Annotated in this window: 12 protein-coding genes; 2 read left to right on the top strand and 10 right to left on the bottom strand. The window is 66.8% G+C overall.

Annotated elements, in window-relative coordinates:
- Positions 1-41 precede the first annotated feature (41 nt).
- Positions 42-1,073 (bottom strand): ABC transporter substrate-binding protein, encoded by a 1,032-nt coding sequence (locus ASE30_RS19965; protein ID WP_057286021.1) that lies wholly within the window; start codon positions 1,071-1,073, stop codon positions 42-44.
- Between the two features lie 183 nt (positions 1,074-1,256).
- On the opposite strand from ASE30_RS19965, the gene ASE30_RS19960 reads away from it, so the two are divergent.
- Complete coding sequence (locus ASE30_RS19960) at positions 1,257-2,060, top strand: GntR family transcriptional regulator (RefSeq protein ID WP_057286020.1); 804 nt, start codon at positions 1,257-1,259, stop codon at positions 2,058-2,060.
- Between the two features lie 15 nt (positions 2,061-2,075).
- Here the strand turns inward: ASE30_RS19960 and ASE30_RS19955 are convergent, their stop codons facing one another.
- The 3 genes from ASE30_RS19955 to ASE30_RS19945 form a co-directional block, all read right to left on the bottom strand.
- Entirely contained in the window at positions 2,076-3,800 is a 1,725-nt protein-coding gene (locus ASE30_RS19955; protein ID WP_057286019.1) for a hydantoinase B/oxoprolinase family protein, read from the bottom strand.
- On the bottom strand, positions 3,787-5,850 hold the full coding sequence (locus ASE30_RS19950) for a hydantoinase/oxoprolinase family protein (RefSeq protein ID WP_057286018.1): 2,064 nt from the start codon (positions 5,848-5,850) through the stop codon (positions 3,787-3,789). Before ASE30_RS19950 ends, ASE30_RS19955 begins: the two co-directional genes overlap by 14 nt.
- Before the next feature lie 107 nt (positions 5,851-5,957).
- Positions 5,958-6,938, bottom strand: a complete 981-nt coding sequence (locus ASE30_RS19945; RefSeq protein WP_057286017.1) for a tripartite tricarboxylate transporter substrate binding protein — start codon at positions 6,936-6,938, stop codon at positions 5,958-5,960.
- 153 nt (positions 6,939-7,091) lie between these two features.
- Here ASE30_RS19945 and ASE30_RS19940 point away from each other — a divergent pair, with 153 nt between their 5' ends.
- Positions 7,092-7,994, top strand: a complete 903-nt coding sequence (locus ASE30_RS19940) for a LysR family transcriptional regulator (RefSeq protein ID WP_200964453.1) — start codon at positions 7,092-7,094, stop codon at positions 7,992-7,994.
- A gap of 18 nt (positions 7,995-8,012) precedes the next feature.
- On the opposite strand, the gene ASE30_RS19935 is transcribed toward ASE30_RS19940, so the two are convergent.
- The 6 genes from ASE30_RS19935 to ASE30_RS19910 all read right to left on the bottom strand — a co-directional run bounded on the left by ASE30_RS19935 (position 8,013) and on the right by ASE30_RS19910 (position 13,955).
- Entirely contained in the window at positions 8,013-8,846 is an 834-nt protein-coding gene (locus tag ASE30_RS19935; protein WP_057286016.1) for a GyrI-like domain-containing protein, read from the bottom strand.
- A gap of 120 nt (positions 8,847-8,966) precedes the next feature.
- Entirely contained in the window at positions 8,967-9,902 is a 936-nt protein-coding gene (locus ASE30_RS19930) for a glyoxylate/hydroxypyruvate reductase A (protein ID WP_057286015.1), read from the bottom strand.
- 93 nt (positions 9,903-9,995) lie between these two features.
- Positions 9,996-11,066 (bottom strand): ABC transporter substrate-binding protein, encoded by a 1,071-nt coding sequence (locus tag ASE30_RS19925; RefSeq protein ID WP_057286014.1) that lies wholly within the window; start codon positions 11,064-11,066, stop codon positions 9,996-9,998.
- The gene (locus ASE30_RS19920) at positions 11,063-12,235 is read right to left on the bottom strand and encodes an FAD-binding oxidoreductase (RefSeq protein ID WP_057286013.1); all 1,173 of its coding nucleotides are present in this window, start codon (positions 12,233-12,235) and stop codon (positions 11,063-11,065) included. Before ASE30_RS19920 ends, ASE30_RS19925 begins: the two co-directional genes overlap by 4 nt.
- Complete coding sequence (locus ASE30_RS19915; protein ID WP_057286012.1) at positions 12,232-13,617, bottom strand: NAD(P)/FAD-dependent oxidoreductase; 1,386 nt, start codon at positions 13,615-13,617, stop codon at positions 12,232-12,234. The genes ASE30_RS19920 and ASE30_RS19915 overlap by 4 nt, the downstream gene beginning before the upstream one ends.
- Positions 13,614-13,955 carry a (2Fe-2S)-binding protein gene (locus tag ASE30_RS19910; RefSeq protein WP_057286011.1) on the bottom strand — a complete coding sequence of 114 codons (342 nt, stop codon included), beginning with the start codon at positions 13,953-13,955 and terminating at the stop codon, positions 13,614-13,616. The genes ASE30_RS19915 and ASE30_RS19910 overlap by 4 nt, the downstream gene beginning before the upstream one ends.
- Positions 13,956-13,978 lie beyond the last annotated feature (23 nt).

The raw sequence follows: 13,978 nt of genomic DNA, 5'->3' as shown, positions 1-13,978 counted from the left end.
TCCCGGTGGCGGCGCAAGCGCCGCCCGTTGCCCGCAGACGCTCAGCGCTCGATTTCCCGTGTCCAGCGCTTGTTCCAGTCATCCCGGTTCTGGTTGACCGTGTCCCAATCGATGACGATCAGGTCGGCGGCACGCTTGCCGATAGGCAGCGGGACGCGCGGATCGTCGGTCACCTTGGCCTTCTTGTTGACGGGGCCATAGCCGTAGGCGGAAGCCAGTTTTTCCTGGACCTCTGGCGTCACGAGGTACTGCACGAAGGCCTGGGCAAGCGGGTTCGTCTTGGCCTTGGCGACGGGGCACACGGAAGACAGCAAGGCATAGGCGCCCTCTTGCGGATACACGAAGCCCACCGGGAAGCCCGTGTCGGCGAAGGCCTTGACGCGGCCGCTGCCCCACACGGCGATCGTTGCCTGGCCGCTGGAGAACAGCTCGGTCATCTTGCCGGGCGAGGGTTCATAGACCAGCACGTTCGGGCCGACCTCGTTCTTGAACGTGGTGAAGCCGGCGTCGATGTTCTTTTCGCCGCCGCCGCCTTCGCGGGCGTACTCGACCAGCGAGTGCAAGCCGTAGGTATTGTTGAGCGGAGGGATGACGAGCTGCTTCTTGTACTTGGGGTCTTTCAGGTCCTTCCAGGACGTGGGCGGAGCCCATTTCTTCTCGTCGAAGACCTTCTTGTTGTACATGATGCCGGTGGCCACGATGCCGATGGCGACTGCCTTGTCATCCTTGTAGCGGGCGGTGCTGTAGATATCGTCCGCGGGCAGGTTCTTGATGGGTTCGCAGAACCCCAGCGCAATGGCCTGATACATGGGGCCATCGTCGATGATGGCCACGTCGATCTGCTGATTGCTCTTTTGCGCCTGCAGGCGCGCCACCGTGTTGGTGGAGTTGCCGGCCACATAATCCAGTTCGGCGCCGTGCTGCTTGGCGAAGGGCGGAAAGATGTCCTTGCGCATGATGTCTTCGAAAGATCCGCCGTACCCGGCCACCACCAATTTCTGCTGCGCCTGCGCGTTGGCGCCCAGCCCTGCGGCGATTGCCGCCGCTGCGAGCACTGCTAGTACCTTGCTCATGAAAACCCCCGGATATTGGAAGAGAACTGCAAGAACCGCCTGATTTGTCGCCCGGTGACTTCATGTCCGCCGTACAATTTGTCCGTACATGAATGTCCGGACAAATAATGGATCCAGCCAGAGTGCCTTGTCAATCGGTTATTTTCCGTACAAACCCTATAAAACAATCAAGGAGCCTTTCCCATGACCCGATCCTCCGAGCGCACGGCCAGCCCCGGCGGAGCGCGGGAAGCGCGCGGCCGGCCTGGCGCGCAGGCACCCGCCCTCCCGGCAGGCGGGCCGCGCTACAAGAGCATTTATCAAACGCTCTCCCAGGACATCAGCGCCGGGCGTTATCCCGTCATGACCTTGCTTCCCACCGAACACGAGCTGTGCGAACAATTCGGCGCCAGCCGCCACACCATCCGTGAAGCCATCCGCATGCTGACCGTGGCCGGGATGGTGTCCCGGCGCCCAGGCGTCGGCACGCGCGTGGAAACCGCGCGCGCCAGCACGCGCTTCACACAGCGCATATCGCAGTTTCCGGACCTGCTGCAGTACGCGCGCAACGCCGCCCTGCTGGTGCAGGACGTGCGCACCGTCAAGCTGACCCGGCGCCTGGCGCAAGTGCTGGGCTGCGAGTCCGGCCTTCCCTGGCTGCATATCAATTCCATCAAGACCCTCGACGACCAGGACACGGCCGCCGCCTGCACGCTGATCTACGCGGATCCCGTGCATTCAGACGTGCGAGTGGACGTGAAATCACGGATCTCGCTGCTGCGGCTGATCGAAGACCACTTCGGCGACCGCATCACCGAGGTCAACCAGGAGTTCTCGGCGACCCCCATCAACGCAACCATCGCCAAGCAGCTCCAAGTCGACTCCGGCACGGCGGGATTCGTCATCACCCGCCGCTACTATGGCGACGGCGGCGTGCTGCTGCTGGCCACCATCACCACGTTCCCGCACGACAAGATGAAGTACTCCATGACGCTCAACGTGGGCTGACGCACGGCCTCCCGGTCAGGCGGACACGCCGTAATCCGTGCGCGCCGCCTCGGCGCTGATCTTGCCGTCCGCCAGATCCTGTTCGATACGCGCCCGCGGCCGCTGCGCGGGTGCGCCATAGCCGCCGCCGCCCGGGGTTTCAATGCGCACGCTCTCGCCCGGCTCCAGCGCAATGTTGGCGGTCTTGGAAAACAGTTCCTGCGCCTGGGGCGTGCCGAAATTCCGGATCAGCCGCGCACGGCGCCCATCGCCGCCGCCGTCCACGCCGGCCGCCACGCCCACCGTATGGCTGTCCGAGCGCGCCGAAAACACGATGCCCGGCCCCACCGCGCGGATCTGCTTGGCGATCGCCATGCCGCCGCGCGTGCGGCCGGCGCCGCCCGAGTCCTGGATCATTGCGTACTCGTCCATCAACAGCGGGTATTCGTTCTCCAACGCCTCCACCGGCAGGTTGGATGTATTGGTCATGTGCACGTGCACCGCGTCCATCCCGTCGGCGTCGAAACGCGCGCCCGCGCCGCCGCCCAGTGTTTCGAGATAGACGAAATGCCCGGCGCGCTCGCGCCAGCGGCCGGAGAACACGATGGCGGGGCAGCAGTCGTTGCTGGACGCCATCGTTTTTTCCGGCGGCAGCAGGCCCCGGAAGGCGCCAAAGATCGCGCCGGCCACCTTCTGCGCGGTGATGGAACGCGCGCCCACCGCCGCCGGATGTTCGGGATTGGTGATGGTGCCGACCGGCGCCGACAGGGTGATGGGATCGAACAGGCCGGCATTGGGCGCCAGGTCCGGGTCCAGCAGCGCCTTGACGGCGTAATAGACGCAGGCGCGCAAGGCGTTGAACGGCAGGTTCATGGCGCCCCGCGCCTGCTTGCCCGAGCCGTCGAAGTCGAAATGCAGGTTGCCGGGGCTGACGGTCAGCGTCACCTGGATCGGCACCGGGTCCCCGCCCATGCCGTCGTCGTCGAGGTCGCTGCGGAACGTATAGCTGCCTGGACGCAGCTCGGCGATGCGGTTCAGCAATCTGCGCCGCGTATAGGCAATCACATCGTCCACGGAGCGCAGGACCGCATCCAGGCCCATCTGGCGGATCAGCCCTTGCACCGCCGCCGCGCCCCGTCGGTTGGTGGCCATCTGCACGCGCAGATCCAGCACGCGCTCTTCCGGGTCGCGGGTGTTCGCGCAGATCAGGCGCAGCATGTCCTCGTCCGTTTCGCCATAGCGCGCAATGCGGCAGGCCGGGATGCGGATGCCCTCCTCGAAGATGGACTTCAGGCCGCCCGCGATCGAGCCGGGCACCGCGCCGCCGACGTCCGAATGGTGCGCGATATTCGCCGCGAAAAAGCGCAGCGCGCCGTCCCAGAACACCGGCGTGACGATATTGATGTCGGGCAGGTGGCTGCCATCAGCAAGATAGGGATCGTTGCAGATGAAGACATCGCCGTCGCGGATGCCGTCCGCCGCGAAAGTGCGCAGAATGGCGCCCATCGCGCCGTCCAGCGAGCCCAGGTGCAGCGGGATCTGCGTGCCCTGGGCCACCAGCCGGCCCGCGGCGTCGAACAGGGCCACGGAGCAATCCTTGCGCTCCTTGATATTGGTCGAGAACGACGCGCGCACCAGCGTGTTGTTCATGTCCTCGGTGATGGACAGGAGGCGGTTGCAGAACACCTCCATACCGATCGGGTCGGACAGGGCCGGGCTTGCCCCGGCATCGGAGGATTCAATTCGGTCAGGCTTCATCATGCGAGCCTCCTTGCAGACGGATGATCAGGTTGCCGTATTCGTCGACGCTTGCGTGCTGGCCTACGCCCACCACGGTCGTCGAGCTCATTTCCTCGAGCAGCGCGGGGCCGGTGAAGCGCGCGCCGGTGGGCACGCGGTCCCGGTCGTACACGGGTGTTTCAAGCCAGCCGTGCTTGGGACCGAAGTAGGTCTTGCGCTGGCCCTGCTTCGCGTCGTCCAACTCGCCGCCGATGTGGCGCGGCGCCAGCGGCGCCTTCACCACCTGTCCAACCGCCTGCATGCGGCAGTTGATGATCTGCACCTTGCGATCGTCCACGGTATAGCCGTACTCGCGCTCGTGGGCCTGCGCGAAACGCCGCGCAAATTCCGCGTAGGCGCCCGCGCCGGTGTCGTCCAGGCTGACTTGCACCTCGAAATTCTGGCCTTCGTAGCGGGCGTCGATGGCACTGTGGCACACGCGCAGCGCGGGTTCCACGCGTTCTTCATCCAGCCAGGTGTCGGCCTGCGCGCGGAGCCCGTCGAAGATCGCGGAGATGGCGGGCCAGCTATCGTCGCTGGCCAGCGAGATCTCGCTTTGCACGAAGTCGAACGAGATATCGCTCAACAGAATGCCGCGCGCGCACATCGTGCCCGGTTCCTGCGGCACGATCACCACGGGAATGCCGCATTCCTCCGCGACCTCCACCGCATGCAACGGGCCCGCGCCGCCATAGGCGTACAGCGCGAAGCGCGACAGGTCATAGCCGCGTTCGGTGGAAACGGCGCGGATGGCGCGGCTCATGTTCGCCGCCGCGATGCGCAGGATGCCCTCGGCCGCCGCTTCCATGTCCAGCCCCAGGGGCTGGGCCACGCGCTGCTCGATGACCTGGCGCGCGGCCTCGGCGTGCACCGGCATGCGCCCGTTGAGCAGGGCGACGGGGTTCAGGCGCTGCAGCGCGATCTCGGCATCGGTGATGGTGGGTTCCTGGCCGCCCCGTCCATAACCCACGGGTCCGGGCACGGCGCCCGCGCTGTGCGGGCCCACCTTCAGCGCGCCCGCGTCGTCCAGCCATGCAATGCTGCCGCCGCCCGCGCCGATGACGTGGATGTCGACCATCGGCGTCTTGACGGGATAGCCGGCCACGTGGCGGTGCGAGGTAAAAAGCGGGCGCCCCTCGCACACCAGCGAGACGTCCGTGCTAGTGCCGCCCACGTCGAACGTCACCAGGTTCAGGCTGCCGATGGCGCGCCCGACGGCGGCCGCGCCGACCACGCCCGCCGCCGGTCCCGACAGGCAGGTACGAACCGGATACTGGCGCACCGTGGCAATCGACATCAGGCCGCCATTGGAATGGATGGTGTGCGGTTCGTGGGCGATATCCAGTTCACGCACGCGCTGCAGGAAGCGTTCCAGGTAGCGCGCCATCTTCGGCCCCACCGCCGCATTGAGCACCGTGGTGGACAGGCGTTCGTACTCGCGGAATTCGGGCAGCACTTCGGACGACTGGCTGATGTACGCGCCGGGCATTTCCTCGGCCACGATCCGCGCCGCGAGCCGCTCGTGGGCCGGGTTGCGGTAGGCGTGCAGAAAGCAGATCGTCACGGCCTCGATGCCCGCCTGCGCGAACCGGCGGGCGGCGGCGCGCACCTGCGCCTCATCCAGCTCGGTCAGCACCTCGCCGGCGGCATTGACGCGCTCGTCGACTTCCGCGCGGAATTCGCGCGGCACGGCGACGGGCGGCTTGCCCACGCTGTAGTCATACAGATGCGGCCGGGTCTGCCGCCCGATCTCCAGCACGTCGCGAAAGCCGCGCGTGGTGATCAGGCCGACGCGCGCGCCCTTGCGTTCAATGATCAGGTTGGTCGCCACCGTGGTTCCATGTCCCACGTGCGACACCTGCGAGGGTGCCACGTCATGGTCCGCGAGCATCTGGCCGATGCCCGTCGCGATGGCCTCCGAAGGATCGTGCGGCGTCGAAGGCACCTTGTGAAAGTGCACCACGCCCGCGCCCTCGTCGATCATCGTGAAATCGGTAAACGTGCCTCCGACGTCTATCCCTATGCGATACATATCGTTCTTTCCTGAAAAATTGCGGTCTTGCATTGCCGCGAGGACGCGCCTCGCGGCAACAGGATTCCCGGCCGCGCCACGCGCGCAGCCGGCGGTGCGTCAAGGAGTCAATCCAGGCGGATGCCGGCTTTCTTCACGACCTTGCACCATTTGCCGATCTCGTCCTGGATCATGGCGCCGAAGGCCGGCCCGGCCACGTCCGACACCTGGGCGCCCTGCTGCTCCAGGTAGGTCTTCATGGCGGGCGCGTGCAAGGTCTGCACCAGGCCGTCGGTCAGCTTTGCGCGCACGGGCTCCGGCAGGCCGGCGGGCGCCAGCATGCCGAACCACACCATGGCCTCGTAGCCCGGATAGCCTGATTCGGCCACCGTGGGCACATCGGGCAGCATGGGCGACCGCTGCGGTGAGGTCACCGCCAGCGCCTTGATCTTGCCGTCCTTGATGTAGGGGTAGGACGTCATCACGACGTCCATCATCATGTTGATCTGCCCCCCGACGAGGTCGATCAACGCCGGACCCGAGCCGCGATAGGGCACATGCACCATCGATACGCCCGCGGTCGTCTTGAAAAGCTCGGCGGCGAGGTGGTTGGAGGTGCCCTGTCCATTGGACGCGAAGGAGTATTTCTCCGGCTCCTTCTTCAACAGGGCCACGAACTCCTGCAGATTGCGGGCAGGCACGGACTGGTTCACCGACATCACGTTGGGGATGGTCGCCACCACCGCCAGCGGCGTGAAATCCTTGACGGGGTCGTAGGGCAGCTTGGAATACACGCAGGGCGCGCTGCCATGCGTGCTGACAGAGCCCATCAGGATGGTGTAGCCGTCCGGCGGCTGGCGGACCACGTACTCCGTGCCGACGGTGCCGCCGGCCCCGGGCCGGTTTTCGACGATGACGTTGGCGCCCAGGCGCTGGCCCAGGCCTTCGGCCACCTTGCGCGCGATCAGGTCCGTGGACCCGCCCGCGGCGAACGGCACCACGATGTGGATGACCTTATCCGGCCAGGCCGCGCTGGCGGACCCGGCTGCCGCGACTAGCGCGACGCCGGCGGCAATGCGACAGCAACTACGTATAAGCCCTTGGTTCATGGCTAGGTTTCCCCTTGTTGATAGAACTTCCTTGTGGCCGGATCATGCGTGCCAGGCCTTGGTTCGCTGCAACAACAGGGTCATCCTAGGCTTGTGGCCGTGATGACAGCAGTCCTACAGGTTTATATTTGTATAGATGCCACTTATAGGTGCATGGTTGTGAAGAATCCGGACCTGAATCTGCTTCTGCATTTCGATGCCCTGATGACCTGCCGCAACGTTTCACGGGCGGCGGAAGCGCTGAACATCAGCCAGCCTGCGATGAGCGCGGCGATGAACCGGCTGCGCCAGCTATTCGGGGATCCGCTGCTGGTGCGCGAGGGCGGCGCCTGGCAGCCCACGCTGCGCGCCTTGGAACTGCACCAGAATTTCAAGCCGCTGCTCGAAGGGTGGCACCGCGCGACCCGCACGCGCGAGGCCTTCGACCCGGCGCATTCTTCGCGCACTTTGTCGCTCTATGCCACCGATTACGTGCAGTTCACCTTGCTGCCCAAGCTGATCCCCAGGCTGGCGATGGATGCGCCTCACTTCCAGCTCCAGATCCTGCCCGCGCGCCCGCAGCATGGCTTGAGCATGCTGGACACGAATCATGTGGAGTTGATCGCGGGCTATTTCCCCGATCCGGCGCCGGACCTGCGCACGCGCTTTCTCTACCAGGAGCCGGCGGTGTGCATCGTGCGCGAAGGGCATCCGTGCCTGCGCAAGCGCTGGAACCTGGACGCGTACCTCAGCTATGGGCACCTGGACCTGGCCGCGCACACCCGCTATTTCAGCACCGCGATCGATCGCATCCTGATGGGGCAGAACCGCAGCCGCAAGATCGTGGCCACGCTGTCCAGCTATCTGGTATGCCCGTTCATCGTCGAAGGCTCGGATCTGATCGCGACCATGCCCGTCAGTATCGCGAAGGCGATGTCCGGCAGCGCGCGCATCGTCACCCAGAAGGTGCCGTTGACGCTGCCGCCCATCGCGGTGTCGCTGTACTGGCACGAACGCTACCAGGACGATCCCGCGCACGCCTGGCTGCGGCAGTACCTGTCCGGCGTGCTCGGGTAGGGCGGGCGGCCCGTCCGCTTATTTCAAGGGCAGATGGATGCGGGTCTGCAACTGCGCGGGCGGGGTGATGCGCGGGTCGTTCACATACTGTTCGAACATCGGGAAATCGGCCGGCACCATGCCGCTGGCGGGCAGCCATTCCGAGAACATCCAGTTGTAGGGCTTGCCCATCTCGTTGTAGGGGCCCGTGTAGGTCAGGACGGCGCAGCGGCCAGCGGGTATCTCGAAGCGCTCCAGTTCTCCGCCCAGATCCTCGCCGGGTTCGACAGGCATGCCGGCCAGGGAACGAAGCTGGCTTTCCGGCACTTGTTCGGGGTCGTCGAAGTACACGCCAAAGCCGATGGCGTCGGGCGTGGCGATTCCACGGCTGACGGCCAGCATGAAGGCGCGGGTGAACGTGGACCCGATATCCTGGTAGCCGCCGCGGTGCGGCAGGACGGCCAGCGTGACGCCGGGAAAGTTCTCGATGGCGATGGGGTACATGGCAAACTCCTTGGGGTCGAGGGGGAGGGAGCGAGCCGCCCGATACCGGCCCGGCGGGATGCCGAAGGCTGCGCCAAATGCCCGGTTGAAGGCGGCGTCCGATTCGTATCCAGCGCGTTGCGCAACGTCTCTCAGCGGCGCCTGCGTGCCCGCCAGCGCGACCGCTGCGCGATGCATGCGGATGCGCTGGACCGTGGCGTTCACCGTCTCCCCCACCATGGCGCGGTAGACGCGATGGAAGTGATACGGCGACAGGCAGGCCAGGTCGGCAAGCCGATGCAGGTCGGGATCGGCATCGGGGTTGCTGGCGAGCCACCGCAGGACCGGGTCGAGGCGTTGGGCGTAGAGGGTTCGGGTCTCGGGCTTCATGCTTGCTCCTTGGAGGGCAATGTAGCTTTGGCGGGTTTGCGGATTTTGCGGTTTTTCGAGTCGGCGGCCCGCGATGGGGTCTGCCGCAAACGCCCTTCGCAACGCATCACCCCTGCCTATTCAATACCCGCGCACCGGGTCGTAGATGTTGGGCAGCGGTTCGCCGCGTTCGTTGGCGGCGATCAGCAGTGCGGTGTGGCGTGCCCGCTCCTTGCGGTCGGGAATGGCGGCGCTGTGCGGCGAGACGATGATGCCCGGATGGGACCAGAGGGGAGACTCGGGCGGAAGCGGTTCCGTTTCGAAGACGTCCAGGACGGCCTGGCGCAGCTGGCCGCTGTCGAGCGCGTCGATCACGTCCTGGGTCACCATGTGCGAGCCGCGGCCGGCGTTGATCAGGCTGGCGCCCGCGGGCAGTTGGGACAGCGTGGCGCGGTTGAGGATGCCGCGGGTGGCGTCGGTGGCGGGCAGAAGGCAGACGAGCAGGTCGGTGTGGGCGAGGAATTCGCCGAATTGCTCTTGGCCTGCATATGAAGGCATGCTCGGCAGCGTGCTGGCGCCGCGGGACCAGCCGCTCACGGGAAAGCCCACGCGCGCCAGCAGTTGGGCGGACGCCACGCCCAGGTGGCCCAGGCCCATGATGCCCACGCGCACATCGGCGGCGACGCGCAGGGAGTCGAACAGCTCCCAGTGGCGGCGCGCCTGGTTCTCCACAATGCGCTTGATGTCGCGGGTGAGCATCAGCGCGCTGGTGAGCACGAATTCCGCCATTTCGGTCTGCGTGCGGGCGGTGACCATGCGCGCGATCGGCAGGTGGCGGGGCAGCGCCGGGTCGGCCAGGAGGTGGTCCACGCCGGCGCCCGCGCTGATGATGAGTTTCAGGTTGGAGAAGGTGGCCAGGCGGCCGGCGTCCGGGGCCCAGACCAGTGCGTAGTCCACGCTGGCGGGGTCCACGTCCTCGTGCCAGCCCACCACGTCCAGTTCGGGCGCGAACGCGCCGAACCGCGCGCGCCATTCGTCGATTGCCTGGGGGCCGCCGGAGTTGATGATGAGCCGCATGCTGGTCCTTGCCTGTCTGCGGGCGCGTGCGCCCTGGCCGTGCCGCGCGGGGCGCGCCTGCGGTTTATCCACAGGCGGCGCGCCGCGCTGCCGTCAACGTTCGACCGTGCGGTTCCAGCGGGCGTTGAAGGCCGGCCGGGCCGCGTTGATCTGATCCCAGTCCAGGATCTTAGCGTTCGCCATGTAGCCTTGGAAGCGCTTGAGCGCTTCAACGCTGTCGGCAGGCGCCTGGACGTTCTTGTTGGACGGGAAATGACCGCCCATCTCCAGCGCCTTCGCCTGGGCCTTCGCCGACAGCAGATACAGCGCCAGCTTCTGGGACAGTTCCGGTTCGCTGTTCTTGGCGATGACGCATTCGCCCACCATCAGGATGACGGAACCTTCCTTGGGCTGGGCGTATTCCACCGGGATGTCGCGCTTCTTCAGGCGGGCGATGGCGGTGGGCGTCAGCGGGAAGATCGCAGCTTCATTGGACTGGATCATTTCAGCAAGCTTGGCCGAGTTGGGGATGTACTCCAGCACGTTGGGGCCGATGGTGGACGGCCACTTCTTGAAGCCCGGCTCGTAATTCTGATCGGTGCCGCCTTCGATCCGGTTGAACATCAGGAAGCCATGCAGCCCGAAGGTGCTGCCGGACGCCGACTGGAACACGACCTTGCCCTTGTACTTCGGATCCGCCAGGTCCATCCACGAGGTCGGCGGCGCCCACCCCTTGTCCGCGAACATCTTGGTGTTGTAGCCCAGGCCCGTCATGCCGATGTCGATGCCGGCCGCCATGCGGTCCTTCATCACGGCGGTGGGGTAAAGCTCCTTGAGCACCGGATCATCATTCAGCTGTTCGCACAGGCCCATGGAAATGGCGCGCGCCATGATGCCGTCGTCCAGGAACATGACGTGCATCTGGGGCTTGTCCTTGTAGGCCTGCGCCTTGGCCAGCACGTCGGTCGACGTGCCGGGCACGACGACGACCTTGACGTTGTTCGCCTTTTCGAACTCCGGGAACACGTGTTGCGTGAAAGCGCGCTCCATGTCGCCGCCGTTCATGCCCACGTACAGCGTCTTCTGCTGCGCCATGGCTCCGGCCGACAGCAGCGTCATCACCGCCGCGCCCAGCAGCCGTTTCCCCTTGCTCGGACGCTTCGCGCCCTGTTTCTTATCCATCATGGTGACTCCTGCGTTTGCTCACGAACACGTTCAGGCCGAGCCACGGCGCCGTGAGCGGCGGCCGCGTATCGTTCAATGCGGAAGGCATCGATAGGAATGGAAGAATGTCCGTTGACGACCAGTTCCGACAGCACCTCGCCCACGGCGGGACCGATCTGGAAACCGGCGCCCGACAGGCCGAATGCGTGGAACAGTCCGGGCACGGTGGCGCTTGGGCCCAGCACCGGGTTGTGGTCGGGCATATTGCCTTCCACGCCCGTCCAGAAGCGGATGACCTGCGCGCCGCGCAGCACGGGCAGCAGCTTGGCGGCATTGGCCATCAGCGTGCCCAGGTTGGCGCGCCCGGGGCGGGCGAAATCGGGATCCAGGGACACGCCGCGTCCGCCCCCGATCACGCAGTTGCCGCGCGCGACCTGGCGCGCGTAGATGCCGCCTCCCTGCACGCCGAGGCTCACGCTCATGAACACGGGCAGGGGTTCGGTCACCATCATCAGGGGATGGATGGAGGTTTCGGGAACGGCTTCCCCGAAACCCTCGGCGAAGCGTCCCGCCCAGGCGCCCGCGCAATTGAGCAGGTAGCGCGACCGCACTTCCAGCGCGTCGCCCGCGCGCACAATGAAGCGCAACCCGTCATGGCGTGCGGATGTCACGCTCACGCCCTCGCGCACGTCGGCGCCCAGGGCGCTGGCCGCGCGCGCAAAGGCGGGCGATACGAGCCGCGGATTGGCGTGACCGTCGTCTGGACAAAACGAGCCGCCCGCGACGTGCCGGCCCAGCCAGCCGAAACGCTGAGCCAGCGCCCGGCGGTCCAGCATTTCCAGGTGCATGCCAAAGCCTCGGGTGCGCTCGCGGTAGGCCTCCAGCGCGGCCAGGTCCGCTTCCGAGCAGGCCAGCTTGAGATGGCCTGACCGCACGTATTCCCCGTCGATGCCGATCAGCTCCGGCAGTTGGCCCCACAGCTCGTGCGCGCGCCGCGTCAATGGCATCTGTTCCAGCCCGCGTCCCTGGCGGCGCACGCCGCCATAGTTCACGCCGCTGGCCTTGGCGCCGCACAGCGCGGCCTCCAGCAGCACCACGGGAATGCCTTGGCGGCGCAGGAACAGCGCGGCGCTGCCGCCGACGATGCCGCCGCCGATGATGGCAACCTCGGTATCGATCCGCTGGATCATGCCGACACCTTTTTCGGGCGCTCAAGGGACACCACGCGCACCGGGACAGGCTTGACCGGTGGTTGGTTGCGCAGCCGCCCCACTTCCGCCGGAGCGCAGCCGACGGCATGCGCCAGCACCTCGGCCGCCGCGGCGCCGCACATGCGGCCCTGACAACGTCCCATCCCCACGCGCGTCAGCGCCTTCAGCCGGTTCATTTCCTGCGCGGCGGTTTCGCGGACGGCCTGGCGGACCGTGCCCGCGGAGACCTCTTCGCAACGGCAGATGACCGTATCGTCGGCGATGCCGGTGGCCCAGTCTTCCGGGAACGGAAAAGCGCGCTCTAGCGCCGCGCGCACGCGCCCATTGGCGGCAAGCCCGGCCTCAAGCTCCCGCGCGCGCCGCGCATCGTGCGCATGACCCGTGTCTTCCAGCAAGGCCAGCGCCGCGCGTTCGCCCGCCAGCTCGGCCGCATCGGCGCCGCCGATCGCCGCGCCGTCTCCCGCCACATAGACACCGGCCACGCTGCTGCGCCCGGCCGCATCGCGGCGGGGGACCCAGTTACGGTCCCGGGTATTGAATTCGAATTCACATCCGGCCAGGCTGGCAAGCTGGGTTTCCGAGCGCAGCCCCAACCCATAGGCCACCGCGTCGCAGTCCACCGTGTGCACCTGACCGCCCTGGCTGTAGGAAAGACCCGTGACGCGCGTATCGCCTTGCACCGCAACCGGACGCACGCCGCTACGCAACGGCACGCCATGCGCGCGCAGCCATGCCATGTAGTAGAGCCCCTTGCCCAGCAGGGCGGGCGCGCGCAGCATGCCGGGCAGGGCCGCCAGACGGTCGCCGAAACGCGACGTGTCCAGCACCGCGGCCACCCGGGCGCCGGCTTTGGCGTACTGGTACGCCACCAGATAGAGCAGGGGGCCGGTCCCCATGAACGTCACACGGGAGCCGATCGCGCAACCCTGGTGCTTCAAGGCCACTTGCGACCCGCCCAGGGTGTAGACGCCGGGTGTCAGCCAGCCGGGAAACGGCAGCACCCGATCGGTGGCACCCGTGGCCAGGATCAGGTGCGTGTACGGAATCGACGTGCTGATGCCGTCGCGCAGGACGTCCAGCGTCTTACCCTCGATGTTCCAGACCAGGCAGCCCGGACGGTACTCCACCTGTGGCAACAAACTGTCCATGGCGCGATGCACGGCATCGGCCTTGCGATGCTCAAAGCCATACAAAGCAGATTTCGGGCGGGAGAATCCGGGCGGCGGCTGCCGGTAGATCTGCCCGCCGGGGCGCAGCCCTTCGTCCAGGATCACGGGCCGCAATCCTTGCGCGGCCAACGCCTGCGCGGCGCGCACGCCGGCGGGCCCCGCACCGACGATCACAGGCATCACCCTGCTCATGGCGCGTCGTCCTCGGGCCAGGCGGTGGCCGCTAGCGAGCCCGGCGTCGACGCGGGTGCCAGCGGAACGCTTTGCAGACGCATGCCCGGCTCGATGTAAGTGGAGCAGGCGCGCACGCGGTCGCCGTCCTCAAGTTGTACCCAGCAGTCCTGGCACGCCCCCATCATGCAGAAGCCCGCGCGCGGAGCGCCGCCGAATTCCGAATGGCGCAGATGGTCGACCTGCGTCAGCACGGCCGTCAGCACGGTGTCGCCGGCCAGGGCCGTGCAGGCCCGTCCGTCAAAGGTGAACGTCAAAGGAGGCCGGCCGGTTTCGGCCAGGCGTTTCAGTATTGCCATGGCGCAATCGGTCCCTTTGCGGC

Origin of the sequence: Achromobacter sp. Root83, assembly GCF_001428845.1 — a bacterium.
Classification (GTDB): Bacteria; Pseudomonadota; Gammaproteobacteria; order Burkholderiales; family Burkholderiaceae_B; genus Achromobacter.
This window is presented reverse-complemented; position numbering and strand designations above follow the sequence as displayed.

Bases quoted from the DNA above. Each gene is read 5' to 3' on its own strand.
- ASE30_RS19960 (WP_057286020.1), top strand. From the start codon at position 1,257: ATGACCCGATCCTCCGAGCGCACGGCCAGCCCCGGCGGAGCGCGGGAA.
- ASE30_RS19955 (WP_057286019.1), bottom strand. From the start codon at position 3,800: ATGATGAAGCCTGACCGAATTGAATCCTCCGATGCCGGGGCAAGCCCG.
- ASE30_RS19920 (WP_057286013.1), bottom strand. From the start codon at position 12,235: ATGATCCAGCGGATCGATACCGAGGTTGCCATCATCGGCGGCGGCATC.
- ASE30_RS19935 (WP_057286016.1), bottom strand. From the start codon at position 8,846: ATGAAGCCCGAGACCCGAACCCTCTACGCCCAACGCCTCGACCCGGTC.
- ASE30_RS19965 (WP_057286021.1), bottom strand. From the start codon at position 1,073: ATGAGCAAGGTACTAGCAGTGCTCGCAGCGGCGGCAATCGCCGCAGGG.
- ASE30_RS19915 (WP_057286012.1), bottom strand. From the start codon at position 13,617: ATGAGCAGGGTGATGCCTGTGATCGTCGGTGCGGGGCCCGCCGGCGTG.
- ASE30_RS19940 (WP_200964453.1), top strand. From the start codon at position 7,092: ATGGTTGTGAAGAATCCGGACCTGAATCTGCTTCTGCATTTCGATGCC.
- ASE30_RS19945 (WP_057286017.1), bottom strand. From the start codon at position 6,938: ATGAACCAAGGGCTTATACGTAGTTGCTGTCGCATTGCCGCCGGCGTC.
- ASE30_RS19950 (WP_057286018.1), bottom strand. From the start codon at position 5,850: ATGTATCGCATAGGGATAGACGTCGGAGGCACGTTTACCGATTTCACG.
- ASE30_RS19930 (WP_057286015.1), bottom strand. From the start codon at position 9,902: ATGCGGCTCATCATCAACTCCGGCGGCCCCCAGGCAATCGACGAATGG.
- ASE30_RS19925 (WP_057286014.1), bottom strand. From the start codon at position 11,066: ATGATGGATAAGAAACAGGGCGCGAAGCGTCCGAGCAAGGGGAAACGG.
- ASE30_RS19910 (WP_057286011.1), bottom strand. From the start codon at position 13,955: ATGGCAATACTGAAACGCCTGGCCGAAACCGGCCGGCCTCCTTTGACG.